The 20,656-nt window shown below is 44.2% G+C and carries 18 protein-coding genes, 2 tRNA genes and 2 pseudogenes; 11 read left to right on the forward strand and 11 right to left on the reverse strand.

Going from position 1 to position 20,656, the window contains the following annotated elements:
• The 4 genes from MiAbW_RS09670 to ppk1 form a co-directional block, all read left to right on the forward strand.
• On the forward strand, positions 1 to 186 hold a 186-nt coding region (locus tag MiAbW_RS09670), incomplete at its 5' end, for a transposase (RefSeq protein WP_172967361.1).
• 292 nt (positions 187 to 478) lie between these two features.
• Positions 479 to 1,489 (forward strand): Npun_R2821/Npun_R2822 family protein, encoded by a 1,011-nt coding sequence (locus MiAbW_RS09675; RefSeq protein WP_151695953.1) that lies wholly within the window; start codon positions 479 to 481, stop codon positions 1,487 to 1,489.
• 454 nt (positions 1,490 to 1,943) lie between these two features.
• Positions 1,944 to 2,078 carry a hypothetical protein gene (locus MiAbW_RS20440; protein WP_274596523.1) on the forward strand — a complete coding sequence of 45 codons (135 nt, stop codon included), beginning with the start codon at positions 1,944 to 1,946 and terminating at the stop codon, positions 2,076 to 2,078.
• Positions 2,079 to 2,379: 301 nt separating this feature from the next.
• On the forward strand, positions 2,380 to 4,548 hold the full coding sequence (gene ppk1, locus MiAbW_RS09685; RefSeq protein ID WP_151695954.1) for a polyphosphate kinase 1: 2,169 nt from the start codon (positions 2,380 to 2,382) through the stop codon (positions 4,546 to 4,548).
• 165 nt (positions 4,549 to 4,713) lie between these two features.
• Here ppk1 and MiAbW_RS09690 read toward each other — a convergent pair whose 3' ends face one another.
• Positions 4,714 to 6,438: a diflavin flavoprotein gene (locus tag MiAbW_RS09690; protein WP_151695955.1), complete on the reverse strand. Its 1,725-nt coding sequence runs from the start codon at positions 6,436 to 6,438 to the stop codon at positions 4,714 to 4,716.
• Between the two features lie 444 nt (positions 6,439 to 6,882).
• On the opposite strand from MiAbW_RS09690, the pseudogene MiAbW_RS20015 reads away from it, so the two are divergent.
• Positions 6,883 to 7,170: pseudogene (locus MiAbW_RS20015) on the forward strand (hypothetical protein); the annotation flags it as partial.
• A gap of 74 nt (positions 7,171 to 7,244) precedes the next feature.
• Here MiAbW_RS20015 and MiAbW_RS09700 read toward each other — a convergent pair.
• From MiAbW_RS09700 to psbU, 4 genes are all read right to left on the reverse strand, one after another.
• Positions 7,245 to 8,318, reverse strand: coding sequence for a glycosyltransferase (locus MiAbW_RS09700; RefSeq protein WP_151695956.1), 1,074 nt, complete (start codon positions 8,316 to 8,318; stop codon positions 7,245 to 7,247).
• Positions 8,315 to 9,469: a HEAT repeat domain-containing protein gene (locus MiAbW_RS09705; protein WP_151695957.1), complete on the reverse strand. Its 1,155-nt coding sequence runs from the start codon at positions 9,467 to 9,469 to the stop codon at positions 8,315 to 8,317. Before MiAbW_RS09705 ends, MiAbW_RS09700 begins: the two co-directional genes overlap by 4 nt.
• Before the next feature lie 218 nt (positions 9,470 to 9,687).
• The gene (nadB, locus tag MiAbW_RS09710; RefSeq protein ID WP_151695958.1) at positions 9,688 to 11,355 is read right to left on the reverse strand and encodes an L-aspartate oxidase; all 1,668 of its coding nucleotides are present in this window, start codon (positions 11,353 to 11,355) and stop codon (positions 9,688 to 9,690) included.
• Positions 11,356 to 11,543: 188 nt separating this feature from the next.
• Positions 11,544 to 11,951, reverse strand: coding sequence for a photosystem II complex extrinsic protein PsbU (gene psbU, locus MiAbW_RS09715; RefSeq protein WP_151695959.1), 408 nt, complete (start codon positions 11,949 to 11,951; stop codon positions 11,544 to 11,546).
• A gap of 896 nt (positions 11,952 to 12,847) precedes the next feature.
• On the opposite strand from psbU, the gene MiAbW_RS09725 reads away from it, so the two are divergent.
• Positions 12,848 to 13,483, forward strand: a complete 636-nt coding sequence (locus tag MiAbW_RS09725) for a peroxiredoxin (RefSeq protein ID WP_004160243.1) — start codon at positions 12,848 to 12,850, stop codon at positions 13,481 to 13,483.
• Between the two features lie 154 nt (positions 13,484 to 13,637).
• Here MiAbW_RS09725 and MiAbW_RS20680 read toward each other — a convergent pair.
• Positions 13,638 to 13,742 (reverse strand): annotated as a pseudogene (locus MiAbW_RS20680) (IS200/IS605 family transposase); the annotation flags it as partial.
• A gap of 389 nt (positions 13,743 to 14,131) precedes the next feature.
• On the opposite strand from MiAbW_RS20680, the gene MiAbW_RS09735 reads away from it, so the two are divergent.
• The 5 genes from MiAbW_RS09735 to MiAbW_RS09755 all read left to right on the forward strand — a co-directional run bounded on the left by MiAbW_RS09735 (position 14,132) and on the right by MiAbW_RS09755 (position 17,114).
• The gene (locus MiAbW_RS09735; RefSeq protein ID WP_151695960.1) at positions 14,132 to 14,425 is read left to right on the forward strand and encodes a ferredoxin; all 294 of its coding nucleotides are present in this window, start codon (positions 14,132 to 14,134) and stop codon (positions 14,423 to 14,425) included.
• A 138-nt stretch (positions 14,426 to 14,563) separates the two neighbouring features.
• Positions 14,564 to 14,648 (forward strand) — tRNA-Tyr (locus MiAbW_RS09740).
• 8 nt (positions 14,649 to 14,656) lie between these two features.
• A tRNA-Thr gene (locus MiAbW_RS09745) sits at positions 14,657 to 14,728 on the forward strand.
• A gap of 413 nt (positions 14,729 to 15,141) precedes the next feature.
• On the forward strand, positions 15,142 to 15,840 hold the full coding sequence (ubiE, locus tag MiAbW_RS09750; protein ID WP_151695961.1) for a bifunctional demethylmenaquinone methyltransferase/2-methoxy-6-polyprenyl-1,4-benzoquinol methylase UbiE: 699 nt from the start codon (positions 15,142 to 15,144) through the stop codon (positions 15,838 to 15,840).
• Positions 15,841 to 15,875: 35 nt separating this feature from the next.
• Positions 15,876 to 17,114 carry a DUF445 domain-containing protein gene (locus MiAbW_RS09755; protein ID WP_151695962.1) on the forward strand — a complete coding sequence of 413 codons (1,239 nt, stop codon included), beginning with the start codon at positions 15,876 to 15,878 and terminating at the stop codon, positions 17,112 to 17,114.
• Between the two features lie 158 nt (positions 17,115 to 17,272).
• Here the strand turns inward: MiAbW_RS09755 and MiAbW_RS09760 are convergent, their stop codons facing one another.
• The 5 genes from MiAbW_RS09760 to MiAbW_RS09780 form a co-directional block, all read right to left on the reverse strand.
• Positions 17,273 to 17,977: an LmeA family phospholipid-binding protein gene (locus tag MiAbW_RS09760; RefSeq protein WP_151695963.1), complete on the reverse strand. Its 705-nt coding sequence runs from the start codon at positions 17,975 to 17,977 to the stop codon at positions 17,273 to 17,275.
• A 67-nt stretch (positions 17,978 to 18,044) separates the two neighbouring features.
• Positions 18,045 to 18,674: a precorrin-8X methylmutase gene (locus MiAbW_RS09765; protein ID WP_151696020.1), complete on the reverse strand. Its 630-nt coding sequence runs from the start codon at positions 18,672 to 18,674 to the stop codon at positions 18,045 to 18,047.
• Positions 18,675 to 18,761: 87 nt separating this feature from the next.
• Positions 18,762 to 19,568 carry a TPM domain-containing protein gene (locus MiAbW_RS09770; protein ID WP_151696021.1) on the reverse strand — a complete coding sequence of 269 codons (807 nt, stop codon included), beginning with the start codon at positions 19,566 to 19,568 and terminating at the stop codon, positions 18,762 to 18,764.
• A 306-nt stretch (positions 19,569 to 19,874) separates the two neighbouring features.
• Entirely contained in the window at positions 19,875 to 20,240 is a 366-nt protein-coding gene (locus MiAbW_RS09775) for a DUF948 domain-containing protein (RefSeq protein ID WP_151695964.1), read from the reverse strand.
• Positions 20,241 to 20,600: a YtxH domain-containing protein gene (locus MiAbW_RS09780; RefSeq protein WP_151695965.1), complete on the reverse strand. Its 360-nt coding sequence runs from the start codon at positions 20,598 to 20,600 to the stop codon at positions 20,241 to 20,243.
• Between the last annotated feature and the right edge of the window lie 56 nt (positions 20,601 to 20,656).

Below are 20,656 nucleotides of genomic sequence, written 5' to 3' on the forward strand. Positions count from 1 at the left end.
TTACCTCCTTATTCTCCCGAATTCTCTCCTATTGAAAACTTTTGGTCAAAAGTGAAAGCGATGTTAAGAAAACTGAAGGCGAGAACTTACAAAGACTTAATAGAAGGGATTGAATTGGCTATGTTACCAGTTACTCAAAAAGATATTCGGAATTGGTTTACTCACTGTTGCTACTGTACCTCATAAGTCAGAGAATTGCTATAAACCCTACCGGGATAGGGTGGCCATTATTAATGATGCTGACTTTCAACCGAATACTTGGTAAAGAGATATATAGCGTTTCCTGTTCGCAAGAGGTACATTATCAATCCTGAAAAGCTTAATTATCAAAGGTTTAAGTGTGCCACACAGACGTGAGAACCGCTATATTTAAGTCTTAGGGTGGCCATAATCTCAAATTACCCAAATTTATCGACCAAGATAAGCTAAACTAACGGCAAGGATAATATGTTTTGATTTTTTTTCTTCCTGAGCTGCAATGAACTACGGTATTTACACCCTCGGTAATGATGTCGTGTTTGACCAACTGGTGGCCTTGCTGAATAGCATCGCCGTCAATGCGGGTGCGGGTATGCCCGTCTGCGTCATCGCCTACGACGACCGGTTGGAAAAAACCGCCGCCGAAATCGCCACCCGTCCCAATGTCACCCTCTGGAATGACAAAGATCTGTTTAAGCCGTGGGAGGACTTTTCGTTACAAGTCTGGCAAGCTCACCCCACAGCACTGCAACATTGGCAGAAAACCGAAGGGCTACAAGGAGTACGACGGTTGGGTATGAACCGTCGTTACTGTGCCTTTGACCCCAACGCCCCCTTTGAAAAATTCATCTACATTGACGCAGATGCGCTGATTTTGGATGATGTCACCCCTGTGTTTGAACAGTTAGACAGTTGTGATGTGGTGACTTACGACTTTCAGTACAAAGACCCCACCCACATTTACAATGTCAATTCACCGAAACTGCTGGAAGTGTTTCCCCAAGAACGGATTGAGGCGAATATCTTTTGTGCTGGGTTCTACGCCTCCAAGCGCGGCTTTATGCTGTCGGAACAAAGGGATTGGCTAGTGGCAAGGCTACAGGAGGGCGAGGCAGAGGTATTGTATCCCTCGGCCCCCAATCAGTCGGTGCTGAACTATATGGTGATGAGATCGCAGCTATCCGTCTGTAACTTAGCGAAAGAATGGCCTGCCAGTCGTCGCACTGGCAATGCCGTCACCTCCGCCCATTTCCAACAACGGGATGGGCTATTATACGACCACGACAAACGGTTGACATACCTTCACTACATTGGTTTATCTTCCTCTCTGTTCACTCGACTTTGTAGCGGTGAAAATCTCGATTTTCCCTATCGAGATATTTTCTTACACTATCGTTATCTCTACGAACCTAGTCAACGTCCTATATTTACCGATAGTCCCAAACCCTATCAACCACCTACCCCAACCTTTTGGCAAAAAGTAACCAGAAAACTCGGATTAGGAAAATAAAAATTAGGAGTGAATAATCAGGTTTCAGGCTAAAAATATTGACCAATTGACTTAAACCTAGGAATATCACTTCATATTTCTAGGCAGCAGGAATTTTTCAAAGACTTACAGGAAATCACGAAACTTTCTGGGTTAGATATTGTCATGGCTACTTAATGATCGTTGGGATTTGACAGTTGAATTAGAGAAACGAAAACAAATACTATGCAGGGATCATGAGGGAGTGTTTTTAATTGTTGAAGGCTATAGTGATAGACTTATTTATGAGCGATTTAAATGAGCAAGAGGTTAGGCTGACAATTGCCTCTAAGATCGATAATGCTTTGATAGCATTATCGATCTTAGAGAAAGAAAATTTTCGCCGAGTTGTTGCTTAGATGCAGATTTTTCGAGAAGAGAACAGCCAAATCCCGACAGTAATCATCTCTTTTTGACCGATGAACATGATGGGGAAATGAGCTTAATTAAATCTGTTGCTTTCGATCAATTATTAAAAGAACGAGGAAGGGAAGAAAAAATTGAAGCTTTCCCCAAAGATATTAGAGAAACTTTGCTAAAATTAGAGCAGCAAAAAAGAACCTGTCAATAAATGTTGACCCATGGCAATCTAATAATCATCCTGATAAAATATTCTAACCAATCTAATCTCACTGAAAGATTAATTTAACCTTGATCTGTCGCCTTGGGGGGATTGATTCGATTTCTTAACCTTTTAATAAATTGATTTTTTCCCCGGTCAGGCTAAAATCAGTAAGATTAGCATCGAAGATAATCGGGGTAACTTGGCTTAATCTGAGGCAATATAGGAGAAAAAACCTCATAAATACTCAAATTTAGGCTGAAGTGGCTTCTTTCTAACTGTTTAATCTACTATTTGCCTACTAAACTCTATGACTAAAGCTCCTACCGTAACTTCTGCAATCGATCTTAAAGATTCGCAATATTACTTTAACCGAGAATTAAGCTGGTTAGAATTTAATCATCGCGTGCTTTATGAGGCACTTGATCCTCGGACTCCCCTACTGGAAAGATTAAAATTTACCGCTATTTTTTCTGCCAATCTCGACGAATTTTTTATGGTACGGGTGGCAGTTCTTAAACAACAGGTAGAAGCAAATGTAGCCGTTTTAAGTGCCGATGGTAGGACTGCCTCGGAACAGCTAACCGAGATCAGTAAACGTCTCCGTCCCCTTGTGCAACAGCAGGATCAGCTTTTTGAACACACCCTGAAAAATCTCTTAGTAGAACAGGGAATTCATCTGATTAACTATGTGGATTTACATCAAGAACAGCGCAATTATCTACATAATTACTTTGAACAAAATATTTTCCCCGTTTTAACTCCCCTGGCGGTGGATCCTAGTCATCCTTTTCCCTATATTTCTAATCTTAGTCTCAATTTAGCCGTAGTCGTTCGCGATCCCGACACCGATAAAGAACTATTTGCCAGGGTGAAAGTACCACAGGTTTTCCCCCGTTTTCTGGCATTACCCAAGGAATTACGCCACCAAGATGGAAAAGCTTCGATTTGGACGGGAGTACCCCTTGAACAGGTGGTAATGCACAATTTAGAGGCACTTTTCCCTGGCATGATCATTCAGGAATGTTATCCTTTTCGGGTGACGCGCAACGCAGATATCTCCGTCGAAGAAGATGAGGCCGATGATTTATTATTAGCGATCGAGGAAGAAGTCCGCAAGCGCCGCATCGGTAAATCGGCAGTACGTCTGGAAATTCACAGTTCTACCCCTAGCAATATTAAAAACCGGATCATGCGCGATCTCGGACTTGAGGAGATCGATGTTTACGATGTGGATGGACTGCTGGGACACAAAGATTTATTTTATTTTCTGTCTTTACCCTGTCCCGAACTGAAAGATCCGCCTTGGAATCCCCTCACCCCAGCGGTTTTACAGGGATTGCGAGAAATAGTTGACGGTAACGAAGACGGGATTCTAGAACAGGATGGCGAAGATATTTTTACTTTAATTCGCAATAACGATATTCTCGTTCATCACCCCTACCATTCCTTTAGTGCCTCAGTACAACAGTTTATCGCCCAGGCTGCCCATGATGCCCATGTTTTAGCGATTAAAATGACTTTGTATCGTACTTCCGGAGATTCCCCGATTGTCAATTCCCTGATTGCAGCTGCGGAAAATGGTAAACAGGTAGCGGCGTTAGTGGAACTAAAAGCCCGCTTTGATGAGGAAAATAACATTACTTGGGCGAAAAAGCTCGAACAAGCCGGAGTTCACGTTGTTTATGGCTTAGTTGGTCTAAAAACCCACACGAAAGTGGTTCTCGTGGTCAGAAAGGAAGGGGATAAAATCCGTCGTTATTTCCATATTGGCACGGGTAATTATAACCCAAAAACAGCTAAATTATACACTGATTTGGGGTTACTTAGCTGTCGCGAGGATTTGGGGGCAGATATCACCGATTTATTTAACTTTCTGACCGGATACTCCCGTCAGCAATCCTATCGCAAACTTTTAATTGCTCCCGTGAGTTTGCGAAAACGGATGTTAGCAATGATCGATCGCGAGGCCAAAAACTGTAAAAATGGCGGTACGGGGCGCATTGTGGCAAAAATGAACGCTCTTGTCGATAAACTGATTATAGAAGCTTTATACGCCGCTTCTCGTGATGGTGTGCAGATTGACTTGATTATTCGCGGCATCTGTTGTTTACGGCCCGGATTGCCGGAAGTGAGCGAAAATATCCGAGTAATTAGCATTATCGGCCGCTTTTTGGAACATTCCCGCATTTTTTACTTCTACAATGATGGTCAGGAGGAGGTTTATATTGGTAGCGCCGATTGGATGACGCGGAACCTGACTCGTCGCGTGGAAGCAGTGACACCGATCGATGAACCAGCGATCGCCAAAGAACTGGAAGAAATTCTCGGTATCATGTTGTCAGATAACCGACAAGCATGGGAATTACAATCCGATGGCAGTTATATTCAGCGTCGTCCTGACAATGAGGGACAGGAAAGCAGTACCCATGTAATTTTAATGGAAAAAGCCCTTAAATCTGCGGGTATTAGTCAATAGGAACAGTTATCAGTTATCACATTTGAGTTTTAAGTGTGCAGTATTAAATGGAAGTTTCCTACTGTCTTTTCACTGTCTAACTGGTTGAGAGGTCAAACAATCTCAAAAGCTGAGATCAGGCATCTTGAGCTGTATTTTCTCAACCAGTCAAATCAAGCAAGAATCCTAATAATAATTGCCGACTTTGCGATGGTGAACAGCCGTTAAACTATCAGGTTTAGAAACGCGACCATCGGTGACTTTATTGTAAACAATCCAGTGGTCAGCACATTCCATGCGACTAACTACCTCACATTCTAAATAAGCCAGGGCATCGGCTAAAATTGGGGAACGATTATTAGCGGTGCGAGTATTGACTCCTGCAAAACGATCTTCCCCTGGTCCGAAACGTTTTAAAAAGTGTTTCATCAGGGTTTGATAATTGCCTTCTTCCAGAATATTTAAAATGAATTGATCCCCCACTTGCATTAAAGACTCGATCGCCCGATCTTTGGCCACAGCAACGGTAAAACCGGGAGGATCAAAACTTGCTTGCGTCACCCAAGAAGCGACCATTGCACCGCTTCTGTCTCCTTTCTTGGTGGTAATAATATATAAACCACCGCTAATCCGTCCGATGGCTTTATCAAGGTCAGTATCAAGGGATTTTCTTTGTTTAACTTTTACCTCTTGGGTTAATAGTTGTCCCATGTCTGTACCCGCTTCTTCACAGCGTTGATAGAGACTCTCGTTAGGAGTTTCTGCGCTACGAATGGGATCAAAAGCTTTGGTTAAACCAACTTCACGAAACTTATTAAATAGAGGTAAAATTGATTCATCATCACCCCCTTGAGATTCAAACATTCCGATATATTGTTTGGGGTTAACCGAGGCGAGAATTGTGCCTAGATTCCCCGTAATTTCTTGGGCATGAATACCAGAAACGGGGGGAGTACCGATGACGATTCCCACCGCAGAAGAAGCTAATTCTTTTACCTCTTGGGGATCTGCAGATTTCAGGTCTAGAGTTTCTACCGCCACACCAGTTTTAGTAATACCTTTGGCAATAGATTGACAGATGCGATCACTATAACCATAATCGGAAATGTAGAAAACAGCGACGGTTTTTTCTCCCTTAGTTTGTGCCTGACTCCAATCACGATAATGGGTCAATAATTCGGTAATATTATGTTTTAATACCGGTCCATGACCATTAGCCACGAGATTAATATTACCTAGGGGTTCCATCCGTTTCATCGCCGCTAGTACGGAACGAGCATTAGGAGCCATTAAACATTCATAATAGAAACGATAATCCGGTTCAATAGCACTTAATTGCTCATCGTAAAGATCATCGGAACAGTAGTGCATTCCAAAGGCATCACAGGTAAATAAAATTCCAGAACCGTGATCGTAGGTAAAAATAGTATCAGGCCAGTGTAAATTAGGAGCGTTAACAAATTCGAGAATGTGACCATTGCCTAGGTCTAACTGATCGCCATTTTTGACCAGTTGACGTTGAAAGGGATGATGAACTAAATTCTCTAAAAACTGAATTGCTACTTTCGACCCAACGACGGTAATATTGGGGGCAAGTTGCAGCATATCTCTGACTAACCCACTGTGATCGGGTTCGGTATGACTGATGATTAAATAATCAATTTCTTGAGGGTTAATTAATCCGTTGAGGGCATCAAAATATAGTTGACGGAATTTTTCGTGAGAGGTATCCACAAGGGCGATTTTTTCCCCACGAATCAGATAGGAGTTATAAGTCGTACCGTTTTGTAATCCGAATTCAATATCGAAGCGATCGCGATCCCAATCTAGAGAACGAATAGCGGTAGTGTCTGCGGTGAGATCGGCCACCTGCAGGGTGAGACGTTTTGTTTTAACTGGTGTAGCAACCATCGAACCCCTCCTTATTGTTAAGTTTTTTATACTTTGTCTCTATTGTGCCACGAGGAAATAGGTATGGAGATACCCCAATTAAAATCGATCGCCACAAAAGCGATCGAATGACTAATCACAAACAACTAACAACCAAGTTTTAATAGTCCCATCTTAGCCCCTTCTCACCCCCGGTGCGCCGCCTTTTACCGTTTCCACTGTCAAGATGAATAAATCCCTGGCGCGCCCCATACCCTAACGCACTACACCATTGCAGATTAAGCCATTCTTGGAACTTGGCCAAAGATGCGGGATTACTCGGTCGAATATCAGCCTCTGTACAAAGGGTAGCCGTTTCGTCGGTTGTATCTGCGGCGCTTGTAATTGTAATTTTTTGGACTCCTGTTTCAGTTTGTTGTAAACCGTCATAAGTTCCTTTAGGAGCAGTAAACCAAAACGTTAGAGTTGTTAAAAGTTCCTAACCGTAATTCCTCTCCCGCTATTCTTCGACCAGATTCCTATCGAGAAGGAGATCAAGTCAAAAAAATAACCCTGGCTAACGGCTCGACTGAGGGTTCGACAAAAGCTCACGCCGAAGCCTCGCCGAACGCCCTCTCAAAATTACCCGATGATATTATCGACAATCTAAAACTGGCTCTCAAAGGGGCAACACTGTCAATGACAGAAGGCATTCCCAATCATTTTGAAGTGATTAGAAGCCTTCCTCATGGTCATGTGATGGCTATTTTAGAATTTTAGAGGGGGATAAACCGATAGAAAAGTCTATGCTAGGCTAGATTTAACCGGACTAAACCAAGAGAGGCTATTTATTTTTGACTGCGAGCAAAAATTTCTTCAAACCAATTAATAGCTCGATTTGCTAGAGCTTCTAGGGAATATTTATGCTCGACTACTGCACGACAAAAATATCGATCAATCCGGTCTAAATTTTTAATTCCTGTAACTAATCCCTCGATACTATCGGGTTCAACTAAAAAACCGGTTTTTCCATCTTCAATAATTTCTACCAGACCACCGCGACGATAGGCAACTACGGGAACACCACAGGCTAAAGCTTCAATAGCCCCGTTACCAAAAGCCTCAACCCAGCGCGGGGTCATCAACAGGCCAAAACAGTCTCCGAGCTCTTTTTGTAGGCTCCCAGTCGGCATAAACCCGCGATAGTCGACTAAATCGAAACTATAGTTATCCTGTAAATTTTGCCAGTAGAGAGGATCGGAAATATGACCGAAAACCCGTAAAGGTACGCCCAACCGTTGACAAGCAGTGATCGCATCTTCTAAAGCTTTTTCCGGGGCAATCCGTCCCACCCAGGCTAGACAGGGGGAAGGATCGGCCCGAAACTGATACAAAGATACGTCTAAACCATTAGCCAAACAACGATAGGGGGGAGAGAGGGAGAAAGTTTCCGCTTGGATGACGGTGTGAAAAGCTAGTAAATGAGGAAAACTGCGGTAGGTTTTTTGAATAATATGATCCATCGCCAAAGAAACGGAAGCCATGCTGACTAAATGGGCGACGGGAGTGGCAAAAAAAGGAGTGAGATAAAAAGGGAGCCAATCGTAGGCAAAATTAACAATTAAATCGTACTGGTTTTGTACTTGTTGAGCGTAGTGCCACATATTGGCCAAAACAGCATTTTCGGGCATTAAAATCGGGGCTTCCCGGCCCTGACTTTGGGCGGAAATCTGGGCATTGCCCGCTATAGTGATCAAGGGGATATCGTGCAATCGCGAGGCTTCTGGAGCCACTACCCGCACCGCATACCCTTGCTTATTCAGAGTGCGAGCGAGATTATAAAGAGTTAATTCTACGCCACCGCCGCCCCCAGAACCCAAAAATCCCACGGGGGTGGAGAGAAATAACAGTTTTCGACTCAATTTTGCACCTCAGTGGGTGTGGTTTCAGTGAAAGAAGTATCCTGTACGTCATCATAATCTTCTGGTTCACCAGTGGTTTCCAGGGGAGCCATCTCTAAACGGGGCGGTAATTGCAGATTTAACTGTTTAATTGCCCAGCGTGCTGTTTCTTGCACTTCCTCATCGGAATCATCGAGGGCAAGACAAATTAATTGACTGATCTGAGTCATGATCTCGTAGAGTCTGGTTAGATCGCGAATGGCATTTTTCCGCACCTGGGGATTTTTATCTTGGAGAGAGATAGCCAAAGCTTGGTTCATCGGTCGCAGGGAGCGGGTACAGATTTGAGAGAGGGCTTCTAGGGTTAAGCTGCGTTCGACGGAATCCCCCTCCACCATACTATCGACTAAAGGCTGCATTGCCCTAGAATCGGACATCTGTGCCAGCTTCCAAACCGCCCGTCTCCGGTTACGGGGATCGTTATCGCGAAGACTTTCAATTAAACGCAGGATTAAGTCCACGTTTGGGATCTGGGAACTAGCTTGTACGGGCAAAGAGGTATTGAAATCGTATTCCCCATTGCCATTACTGGTCTTGGTGTCCGCACCGAAGAAATTGCCATTGCGCCTAAAAAAGTTGTAGAGTGGGTTTTTGGGGTTGATGTAAGTTGTCTTTTTGCGACGTTTCGAGGCTTTGCTTTTGGGACGACGGTATTGAAGGAGAAGCGATAGTGAAGCCCCCAATAAAGAGATTAATAACAGGGCAGAGCCAGCGAAAAACATCATTCTTTCTGGATCAACCGAGATTTCCAAGGAGACTGCTCCAGGAATAATGGCAATAGAAGTAGAAGAGTCCTTTTCGGTGGCAGCGTCGGCATCCTTGTCCGTGGATGTTTCATCTAGAAACTTCTCTATATCAGTGATCGCATTTTCAGCTGCGGTATCGCTCGGACGTTCTGCCAGCGCTTGTTCAAATTTTTCTAGGGCGAGTTGGTATTTTCCTTGGGCTGCGGCTTCGTAACCAGCTTGCATCAACTGATAGTAATTATCGACATTTTGACGTTGCTCTAACTTGGGCGGAGTTTGAGCGTTAGCGTTGGGTAAAGCCTGGAAATGATAACCCCAACTGCTCACACTGATAGCTAACAAAAATAGGAAATTGGGTTTGATCATAGAATTAAATTAATGTAACCGTTTAGGAGGGGGGAGGTAAAAATATGATAGCCTAAAAGCCGTGAATGACAAGCAGTGAACACCAGAGATAGGTCATAGACCATGATGATTGGGAAAAGACCCTGGTCAGGGTGGGACGGATAGTAGGGAGCCTAGCAGCGAGGATAGAGTTCACTGTTTAGCACTGAGTAGGGGTTATCTCTGAAAAACTGGCTTAATTAAGCTTGCACAGGAGTTCTGCGCCACGTTCGACCGTGAATAGTCGTGTGTACTTGCCAATTGGCTAAGGTTTCTGGATAATCGCCCCGATAGTGACCGCCTCGGCTTTCTGCTCGTAATAAGGCACTTTCCAGAATTAAGTCGGCGATATCTAAAAGATTTAATGTCTCGATCGCTATTCTTATTTCTAATTGCATCGAGGGACACAAAAATAATTGTCCTTTGTCGGGGAGAAGATTCTGGAGAAATTGGCCCATCTTTAAAGAATGTAACTGTTGTTTCCACTGTTGCACGCACAGGATAGCAGTTTCTAACTCATTTTGAAATCGGCAAATTCCCGCATTTTCCCACATTAAAATCGGTAATTCTCGCCGTACTTTTTGCCAGTATTCCTGTTCTTCCTGCCATTTTTCCGCGATTTCTAAGGGTTTTTCTGGTCTTTCCCCAACAAGGGTTTTTGTCTCCAGACCTATTCCAGCTAAACTTGCCGCAAAGACAATACATTCCAAGAGAGAATTACTGGCTAAACGATTAGCCCCGTGAACACCAGTACTAGCAACCTCGCCGATCGCATACAAACCGGGTAGAGAAGTGCGGGCGTTTAAATCTGTGGCCACTCCTCCCATCCAATAGTGAGCAGCGGGGGCGACGGGAATCACATCCTCAAGCACATTAATGCCCCATTTTTGACAGATGCGGATAATATTGGGAAAACGATAACGCAGACGCTCCGGTTCGATTGGTCTTAAATCTAGATATACTTTGGCATGGGCGGGATCATCGGAGGTTTTCTGCAAATGGCTAAAAATCGCCCGACTCACCACATCCCGGGGGGCCAATTCTCCAGCCGGATGATAATCGAAGGCAAAACGTCGCCCCTGGGCATCAATTAAATGCGCCCCTTCGCCACGCACCGCTTCACTAATTAAAAACCGCGGTGCCTCTGGCACAGTCAAGGCGGTGGGGTGAAACTGAAAAAATTCCGGATCGCGAATCACTGCCCCAGCACGCCAAGCCAGGGCGACTCCGTCCCCGGTGCTAACGGCGGGGTTGGTAGTTTGGGCATAGACTTGACCGCCGCCCCCCGTAGCCAGAATGACTGCTTGCGCTCGTAGCCAACAGAGATGATCTTGATGGAGTAAACAAATACCTTGACAGCGTTGCCCTTGCGGGTCAAGCCAGAGTTTCAGCGCGATCGCTTGGGGAATAATGGTAATATTGGGGCGCTCGGTCACTTTTTCCATCAGGGTACTGACGATCGCTCTCCCCGTGCGATCGGCTGCGTGCAGCACCCGGGCCTGGGAATGGGCAGCCTCAAGAGTGCGGGCTAAGTCATCTCCAGAGCGATCAAAACTAACTCCTAACCGCAGCAAATCAGCGATCGCTTGGGGGGCTTTCTCAACTAAAAACTGCACGGCATAGCGATCGCATAAGCCCGCTCCCGCTTTCAGGGTATCTTCTAAATGGAAAACAGGGGAATCCTCAGGGGAAGTGGCTGCCGCAATCCCTCCCTGGGCCCAATCACTAGCCCCAGTTTTTAAATCTTCTTTGGTAATTAAACCCACCTTTAAGTTAGCGGGTAAACACAGCGCGGCATACAATCCCGCCGCTCCCGATCCCACCACTAAAACATCTTGATAACTCGGCAGTTGCGAGGAAACGACCATGTAGGAGTTAATTGATAAATTCTATTTATTCTAGCATTTCATTTCTCTATAGCTCTGGCAAAAATCTCCGGTCTTTCCTTAGATCAGCATACGCTCGTCGGTCGTCAACTCTTCACTGAAAACTGATCAATGAAAAAGGTGAGCGATCGCTCACCTAGTAATTTTTTTAAAACCGTAACTAACTGGATTTAGTAAACTCCGGGGTTAAAACGGTCATCACCTTCGATAAATTCTTTAGAAGGCTCAGTAACGGTGAATTTCTCCAGATTGGCCTGTAAACGCTCTTTTTGAGTGGCCGAGAGTCCGGGTATATTGAGGACATCTTCCACTTCTTGGTAGGGGGCGTTTTTGATGATTTTACCGGCTAAATTGGGATAGAACCCTCTCAAGTCCCGGAAATCGCGAATATCACTGTTATTGAGGTCGATTTTCGCCCCAAATTCTGTAGTTAGTTTGGCATCAGCCGCATTTAAGGCCGCCACAGGAAGAGAAGGAAGGGCGATCGAGGTGAGATTGAGAGCTTGAGCGGGAACTTTACCCCAAAAACTCCCGATAATCAAGGCAATTACCGCCAGCAGACGAACAAGATTCTTCATTGCAGTTGTGGTCTCCTAAAACCAAGGCAAATTAATGATCAGGACAAGAAATGAAGCCGTCAGCTATCGGCCCTCAGCTTTCTGAATAGGCCTAAGGTGGGGAATTGGGACTTACCACCGCAGCTCACCCATTAGCTGAACGCTGATAGCTAGTTAAAAAAGTTATATCATGCCATTAGACCAGATCTTGACAATCTCCGCACTTTTAGGGCGGAGATTCTTGGGCTGAATCTTGCCTCTACTAGCAAAGCTAATTTTGGTCTTACAGTTTCATATCTAGTCTGACTACACCTATATATAGGGCAAGCACTCTCAAAGACTACTCCCCAAGCGTAAATTTCTGTGTGTGCCACAGTATTTAATTGTTTTGCGTTCTGACAGTTTGGACTTAATTAAACACCATTGACTGTCAGAAATTTTGAGATGACGGAGTAGGACGTTTAACTTGTTTCCTCACGTTCTCACGGTCAGCAAACTGGGAACATTCTAGCACAAAGTCGTCCTAAAAGGACAGGGTTTTCAACCCAAATTTCCGATAACCCAGTTTGCCATACTAGGGGAAGGGTTTTGGGGTTTGGGTTTTAGGGTTTTTTTTATATGTAGCCTATACTCAACGGATTTAGTGTTATAACAAGGAACAAGTTGGTTAGAACAATCTAAATAGCTAAAATCCTGTTCTGGCCAAGATTTTCCTGCTGCCTGTTGCCATCTGCCTGCTGCTATAGTTGAATTTCCCTATTTCTCCATTCCCCTATCTCCCCACTTCCCCCATTTCCTCATTCCCTTATCCCCTAATCCAATTATTACAAATCCCTAAAATTATCGCTGACGAACAGCACTCCTATGGCATCATAGACTGTTGCTTGTCTTGAAATATCTATAAGGAAGACACAATTATGGCTCTCCAATTGGGTGATATCGTTCCAGATTTTACACAAGATTCTAGTGAAGGTCCGATTTCTTTTCACCAGTGGGCAGGGGATAGCTGGGTAGTGCTGTTTTCGCACCCGGCTGATTACACCCCCGTTTGTACGACGGAATTAGGTACGGTAGCTAGTCTTAAATCAGAATTTGAACGACGTAATGTGAAAGTGATCGCTTTGAGTGTGGATAGTGCCGAATCCCATCGGGGTTGGATTAATGACATCAACGAAACTCAAAACACTACCGTTAACTATCCGATTATCGCTGATGGCGATCGCAAAGTGTCGGATCTCTACGGCATGATTCACCCCAATTCCCTCAATAATCTGACGGTACGTTCGGTGTTTATCATCGATCCCAACAAAAAATTACGTTTAACTATTACCTATCCTGCCAGCACGGGACGCAATTTTAACGAGATCTTGCGCGTGATCGACTCCCTGCAGCTCACCGATAACTATCAAGTGGCTACCCCCGCTAACTGGACTGACGGAGGCGATTGTGTGGTGGTTCCCTCCATTCCCACCGAAGAAGCGCGCAGCAAGTTTCCCAAAGGGGTTGAAGAAATCAAACCCTATCTACGCATGACTCCCCAACCTAATAAGTAATTAGTGACCGGTAATCAGTGAACCATATCCTTGAAAACTGACAATCGGAAAACCCAAAAATCGTCAGGGAAGGTTAGCCATCCGTTAAAACGGATGGTTTCCCTGGCAACAGGGGATTTATCCGCCAATATCATTGATTAGTTTGATTGTCAACCTATTTTTTCATAGTTTCCGTGGATGCGTTGCCAGCAGTGATGCCGAAATAACTAGGAGTCCAGAAAGTGGGCAACTTTAACAACTCGGGGAATTGTTTTCTTAAAGGCAATTTCTTGGCTGGGTTAAAGACAATTCATTGGCATCTATCTTAACCATAAGTTAAATTAATATTTAAAAAAAATCGGCTTAAGACTAAAAAAACAATTAACATTATGGCGGCAAATGCTTAATGGTGGTTAGTTTAGCTAGATTGTAGATCGATGAAATTATCTAAAGATCAAGCAAAGATTGTCAGGAACTCTGGGGTAGATACATAAGTAAATTTTATTTTAAGTTTATTTAAGACTGTCATTACTAATGCAAGGGTGAGTCAGAGAGATTTTCCCGTAGTATCAAAAATGGCACTCGCTTGCATCGTTCACTTTGACGACGAGCGAGAGGCAATTGTAGAGACTGCCGCTTTCACTAGCATTTAATTAAGAGGAACAACCGATGGCAACTTACAAAGTCACCTTGAAAACACCCGATGGCGAGCATACAATTGATGTTCCCGATGATGAGTACATTCTCGATGCAGCTGAAGAAGCAGGACTGGACTTACCTTATTCCTGCCGTGCGGGAGCTTGCTCCAACTGTGCCGGTAAACTTCTATCTGGTACAGTCGATCAATCCGATCAATCCTTCCTCAGTGACGATCAAATGGAAGCTGGTTTCATTCTCACCTGTGTCTCCTACCCCACCGCTAACTGTGTGATCGAAACCCACCAAGAAGAAGCTTTGTACTAATCTCTCTCAAGATGATTAGAAAACTCCCGTTCAGCGCCATCGCACTTAACGGGAGTTATTTTATGGCTCAAAAATTTTTTCCCTAAATACTTGTGTGTTTTAGCTAAGGGTGCTAAGATTGATAATCGTGGAATTAATGGGTCGGTGCCCGAGTGGTTAATGGGGGCGGACTGTAAATCCGTTGGCTACGCCTACGCTGGTTCGAATCCGGCCCGGCCCACCACGATCAATGCCCGTGTAGCTCAGTGGTAGAGCACACCCTTGGTAAGGGTGAGGTCATGAGTTCAATCCTCATCACGGGCTTAGATAGAAAAAGTTGTGATGATGGGATTTCTTTGCTCCTCTTCACTCGATTTCATCTGAAGAAACCTGTGGGGTTGCCCTGGCATCTTAAGCTGTAGTGCATTTAAACTGCGTCTGGAAAAATTAAGTACAAATGATCTGATTCCCTCTCTGGTGCAGTCTTAAGGAGTAATTGAGATAGTCAACAGCTTATCCCAGTGGATAGAATGATATAACATCATCTGGGATTTTCTCGGGTGCTATATCAGACCTCTTGTAAAAATCAAAAATTGTTGTTAGGGTTAGGAGTCAGTAGCCAGTAGTCAGTAGTCAGAAGAATTAAGGGTATATTTACAGATTCTATGCCATTTAATCCTTATTTTTGACGTTTTTGAACCCTCAAAAATTAATTATGCAAGAGGTTTATTATAAAAATGTCCAATCAATCCTCACCTAGATCCACAGAAATACAAGCAATTTTTGATCAGATCGCTCCCGAATATGACCGACTTAATCAAGAATTAAGTTTAGGATTACACCGAGTCTGGAAATTAATGACAGTCAAATGGTGTCAACCCGAAAAAGGGGATTTTGCCCTCGATATCTGTTGTGGCAGCGGCGACCTGACTAACCTATTATCAAAACAAGTGGGTAAAACCGGCCAAGTGATCGGACTAGATTTTTCCCCACAACAATTAAAAATCGCCCGTCAACGTTTTAGCGCCACTAATATTAACTGGATGGAAGGGGATGCCCTCAATTTACCCTTTGCCGATTCTAGCTTTGATTGTGCCACTATCGGCTATGGATTACGCAATGTGGTCGATATTGCCCAATGTCTGGGGGAATTATACCGAGTCCTGAAACCAGGGGCTAAAGCGGCGATTCTGGACTTCCATCAACCCACCGAAACCATCGCCAAACTATTCCAAAACTGGTATCTCGATCATATCGTCGTTCCCGCCGCCGAGCGCTACGGTTTAACTGACCAGTACGCTTATATTAGTCCCAGTATCGATCGCTTTCCCCAGGGCCAAGAACAGGTAAAATTAGGCTATCAGTCGGGATTTTCCAATGCTGTTCACTATCCACTCCTAGCAGGACTGATGGGAGTGTTAGTCTTGAAGAAATAACCTACTGACATTTCCGTTTATTTTTTGCTGCTAAATTGAATCTCGCTACTCTTTGGACATGGATCCTACCGCCGATCGCCGGGGCAATTATTGGCTATTTTACCAACGATGTAGCCATAAAAATGCTATTTCGTCCCTACAAGGCGATTTATATCGGTAAGCGTCCCCTTCCCTTCACCCCGGGGTTAATTCCTCGCAATCAAGATCGATTAGCTGTCCGGGTATCGGATACGATCATGGGTTCTCTGTTAACTCCCGAGGAATTACAAAAACTGGCTAAACGACTCCTGGACACCGAAAGGGTTCAGGGGGCGATACTCTGGCTGTTACAATTAGCTTTAAAACAAATAAAAGGCGATCGGCAAGCAAAAACAGCCGAGATTTTGGCGGCGATTCTTCACGATTTATTCGGGGAATCTTTAGCGAGATTACTAAAAGTTTTAGCCCGACGGCAGGACTTTTTAGAAAAACAGATCAATCAAATTTTTGATCGCCTAGTCTTAGAATTTTCTCTCAGTGAACAACAGGCGCGACAATTCTCCGATTGGCTATTAGAAACCGTCCTACCTGCTGATGTTATCCGTCTAGCTTTAATCGATTTTTTAACCGATCGCAATATTCAAGTTATCGATGAGGGATTTCGGGAAAAAACCAGTGGAACCTATTGGGTAGTAGCTAATTTATTCGGTTTACGCAATGCCCTGGCCCGCTTACGCACTTTTTGCCTTGATGAAAAGGATTTAGCTAATACCAGAATCCAAGAATTATTACTATCTTTAGAGATGCGTAATCGTCTAAAAAACTGGTTACAAAGTATCTCTTTGCAAAATTTACCTATCTCCACCGTCAGACAATTGCGTAAAACCACCAGGGACACGGTGCGAATTTATATTCAAGAAAGTGGCGAACAATTTCTGCAAGATTTTGGACAAACGATCAACTGGGATCAAATCGCTAATTTAATTATTAATCGTCTGCAATCTTCGGGGGCAATGACTACATCATTAGGGGTAATTAGTCAAGAGTTAGCGTTAATTTTAGAGCGTTATTTAGAGGAAGATTTAGAGAAATTAGTCGCCCAAATTATCCCGATTCTCAACATCGATCAGGTGATCCGCGATCGGGTAAATGCCACTTCCCCGGCCGATCTGGAAAATGCCATTCAAGGCATTGTTAAACAGGAATTACAGGGAATTGTTAATCTCGGTGGTATTCTCGGTCTTCTAGTTGGACTAATGCAAACAATTATTTTACTCGCACAGAATCGGGGCTAATAATTAACCTCAGTTCGGGATAAGCTAAAACCCTGATGCTACCGTAGCCTGAAACTCCTATTCTTTCGTGGAAGCTATGGCAAAATTACCTTAAACCGAACTGGCGTTAATTAGGTGGGTTAAACTAAGTTAACCCACTGGAATAATCCCGTTTATTTTTAAGGTAAAATCAAAAAACTTCCCTGACAGAAAAGAGTTTGATCGTCGAGAATGAAAGATTTAATCTCCACATCTTTGCCTAAATCGACGGTAAAAGGTTGCAAATCAACAGATAAATCTGGGGCTAAACCTTGCCATTGTCGGGGACTAATCCCTAAAGTGCGAGCATCTTCTAAGGCAATATCAGCACTAAAAATTACTTCTGCACCTGTTTCTCTATGGCCGAGAAGAGAGAAATAACCCTGATTTAGAAGAACATTTTTCCAGTTAAAACGCTGTTGTGAGATAATTTCTCTGGCGTTAACAACTCCGTTATTTTCTAGGGAAAAAATTAGTAAATCGGCAAAAGCATTAACTAGAATAGTCGAAGCGATCGAATTATTTAAATCCTGTTCGTTAATTTCCACCTCACCGCTAACCCGAATAGGTTCCAAAATTTTTAGGGGTTTCCCTCGCAAAACCTGCCCGATATTAAGACGAATATTTTCCCCTCTTAATTGCGCTTTACCTAGATGTAAACCCTGATAAATCGCTTTTCCTACGGCTAAAAATACCCCAGGTATATAACCGCGCAAAATTTGCCGATCATGACCTTGCAGCTGCATTTCTAAATCTTCTATCTGTTCTACTTGTGATCGCAAGAACAGGCGTACTGCTGGCGGCAAAACCTTACTAATAATCTCACTTTGAGTATTGACCCACATCAACGTTATCTCACTCACTCCACAATGTTTCTAATTGTAACAGAAGTGGACAAGTGGCTTGATTTGGCTAAACATTGCCGTTATTTTGTCCGTAGGCTTGCCAAGCTAGATCGAGCAAACCATTAGCGATCGCCGCCGCTACCACCACACTACCCTTACAACCCTTGACAGTAATATGAGGAACCTTGGCATCCTGTAATCTTTGTTTAACCGCATCCCCAGTAGCAATTAACTCCGGCGGTGTGGCGATAACAAAGGCCGGTTTAATCTCTCCAGTGGCAATTAATTCCACCAATCCCTCTAAAGCCCTCGTACATTGACCGATCATAAAAATGGCTTCGGGATAGCGCCGTGCCAGGGTTTGCATCCCCCAATCTGCTTGGGTTTTGCCCTTTTGGGGACGGGTAATCGTTTCACTGGCACAGTAAATAGGATTAGCGAATTTAGCCTGTAGATTGGGCAAAATACCCACCTGTAACATTGGCACATCGACAACTATTGTACTGCGGGCTGCTAGGGCTGCAGCCCCCAAGGACAAAGCTTGCTCGGAAAAATAGAGCAGGGATTGATATTCAAAATCCGCCGTGGCTAAAATTACCCGTCGCTCAATTTCGTACTCTGCGGCGGCTACTTTTGGTTTACCGATCTCTCGATCGATAAAAGCCAAACTATAAGCATTATTCAGATTCCATTCCATCATCAGTTATCAGTGATTCGGTTTATCAGTTTACCAGTTTATCAGATACTGTTTACTGTTTACTGATCACTGAAAAGCCCCTAATTCTCAGGTTTTTGAGGCGTTGAGGGAATTAAAACGAGGGGAAAGATAGGCGACTAAAACTCCAAGGGCAAAACCGATTAAATTGCGGAAAAGGGGCAGTAATTCACTGGTACGAGTAACCACCGGTCCGATGCCAAAAGCAACAAAGAGGATAAACCAGAGGGGAGAGACAATTAAAACCCATTGCCAAGCGAAAACCTGTCCTTCTTTGCGAGGAATACCGGCAAAACCGAAGACTAAACCGCCGACAATTGAGGTAATTAAAGTTAGGATCCACTGTTCCCTCGGTAAACCGGGGACTACCGCACAACCACCTTTAACTAAACAGCCTTTTACCGTGTCTAAGGATTGTACGATCGCATTATTTTCGCCATTTTCCCGAACAAAATACATATTACCGAAACGGGCCTGTAATTCGATCCAAAAAGTGCGGGGTAAAAATTCATAGACGGCATCACCAATACTAAAAGATAGTAGATTACCGCCCCGACCATCGGCCACTAAGAGAATACTTTTATCATCCAATCCCCAGAAATTAATCACTGCCCGGCCGGGGCTGCGGTCATATTGGGTTAAAACTCGCATTTTCCAGCCGGTTTCCCCTTGAAATGTCTCGATATCTCGGATTAATGCTTCTTCCTGTTTTGCGGGTAGATAATTGGCTAAATCAACGATCGGAGTGGCTTCATTGGGCAGTAATTCAGGATTATTCACCGCTAGAGCTTGATTTGGGCAGATAATCCAACCCAGACAGCTAATGACACCAATGACAAGAGCGATCGAGATTCCTCGGCAAAAACGATTGAGCATAGCACTTCTAGACAATGAGAATTTTTTCAGCAAGGGTGTAGGCTAACTTTCAGTTTCTTTACACTTATTTACTTTATCTTAAGGGAATTCTCAACTTTAGTCACTCAGTTATTAGGAGTCGGTCGTCAGGCTTCGGCCGTGAGATCGCCGAACTTCCGAAGTCTCACGCCGAGGTCCGAACGGAGATAGGAGTCTGTATTCAGGAGTCAGGATTTGAGAGTTAGGGTTTTAGGGTTTTGGGGTATTAGTTGAAATTCTCCTATCTCCCCACTCCCCCATTTCCCCACACCCCACTCCCCCATCTGCTTAACTGCGTTTCCAAGTATTCCAAGCGGCTTTAAAACCGATTAAGAGGCGACGGCTGCCACGATCGAGCTTGCTGAGACCGGCTTTAGCACTACCGAGACTGCGATCAACTCCTTGGACAACTTGGCGGGTACTTTTGACCCCTTCATCGATATTGTCGGTTAATTCGCTGATTTCCGCCCCTGTCAGGCGAATTGCTTCTAGAGTCGGGGGAAATTCCCGATGGAGGGTATCGAATAATTTTTCGGCACTGCGGGCTGCCCGGGCTAACTCTTGCAGAGCAGGTAAAGCGGCGATGAAAACCGCCGTTAAACTAACGGCGACTAGCAGTAAAGAACATCCTAGCCAGAAAATAGGTTCGGTCATTTAATGGTCATTCGAGTGATGATTATCGCCCTTGGGGGAGTCTTCAGAGTCGGGGAAGGGATTGTCTGTGGCTAGACTTTGACTAGCTTCAATTCCAGCTGTCACCGCCTCTTTTAATCTGATTAAAGTATCATCCCAATTACGCCGGGCCGATTCCGATAGGCGATCGGCCTGCAATTGCATCGTCGTGGTCAGATCTTCGGCTAATTCTGGCAAAGCCCGGGCGGATTTTTGCAGAATTCGACGGGTTTCTTTTCCAGATCTGGGCGCTACTAATAAACCCGCCACTGCCCCGATCGCACTGCCCAATAAAACCCCGACGACGAATAAGCCACCGTTACCGTTATTTTTATCTGCCATAGGATTGCCCTTGTACTTAATTCCCAATTTTACGAGCAATTACACTGCTCTTGTGC

It is taken from the genome of Microcystis aeruginosa NIES-4325, from assembly GCF_008974145.1.
Classification (GTDB): Bacteria; Cyanobacteriota; Cyanobacteriia; order Cyanobacteriales; family Microcystaceae; genus Microcystis; species Microcystis aeruginosa_G.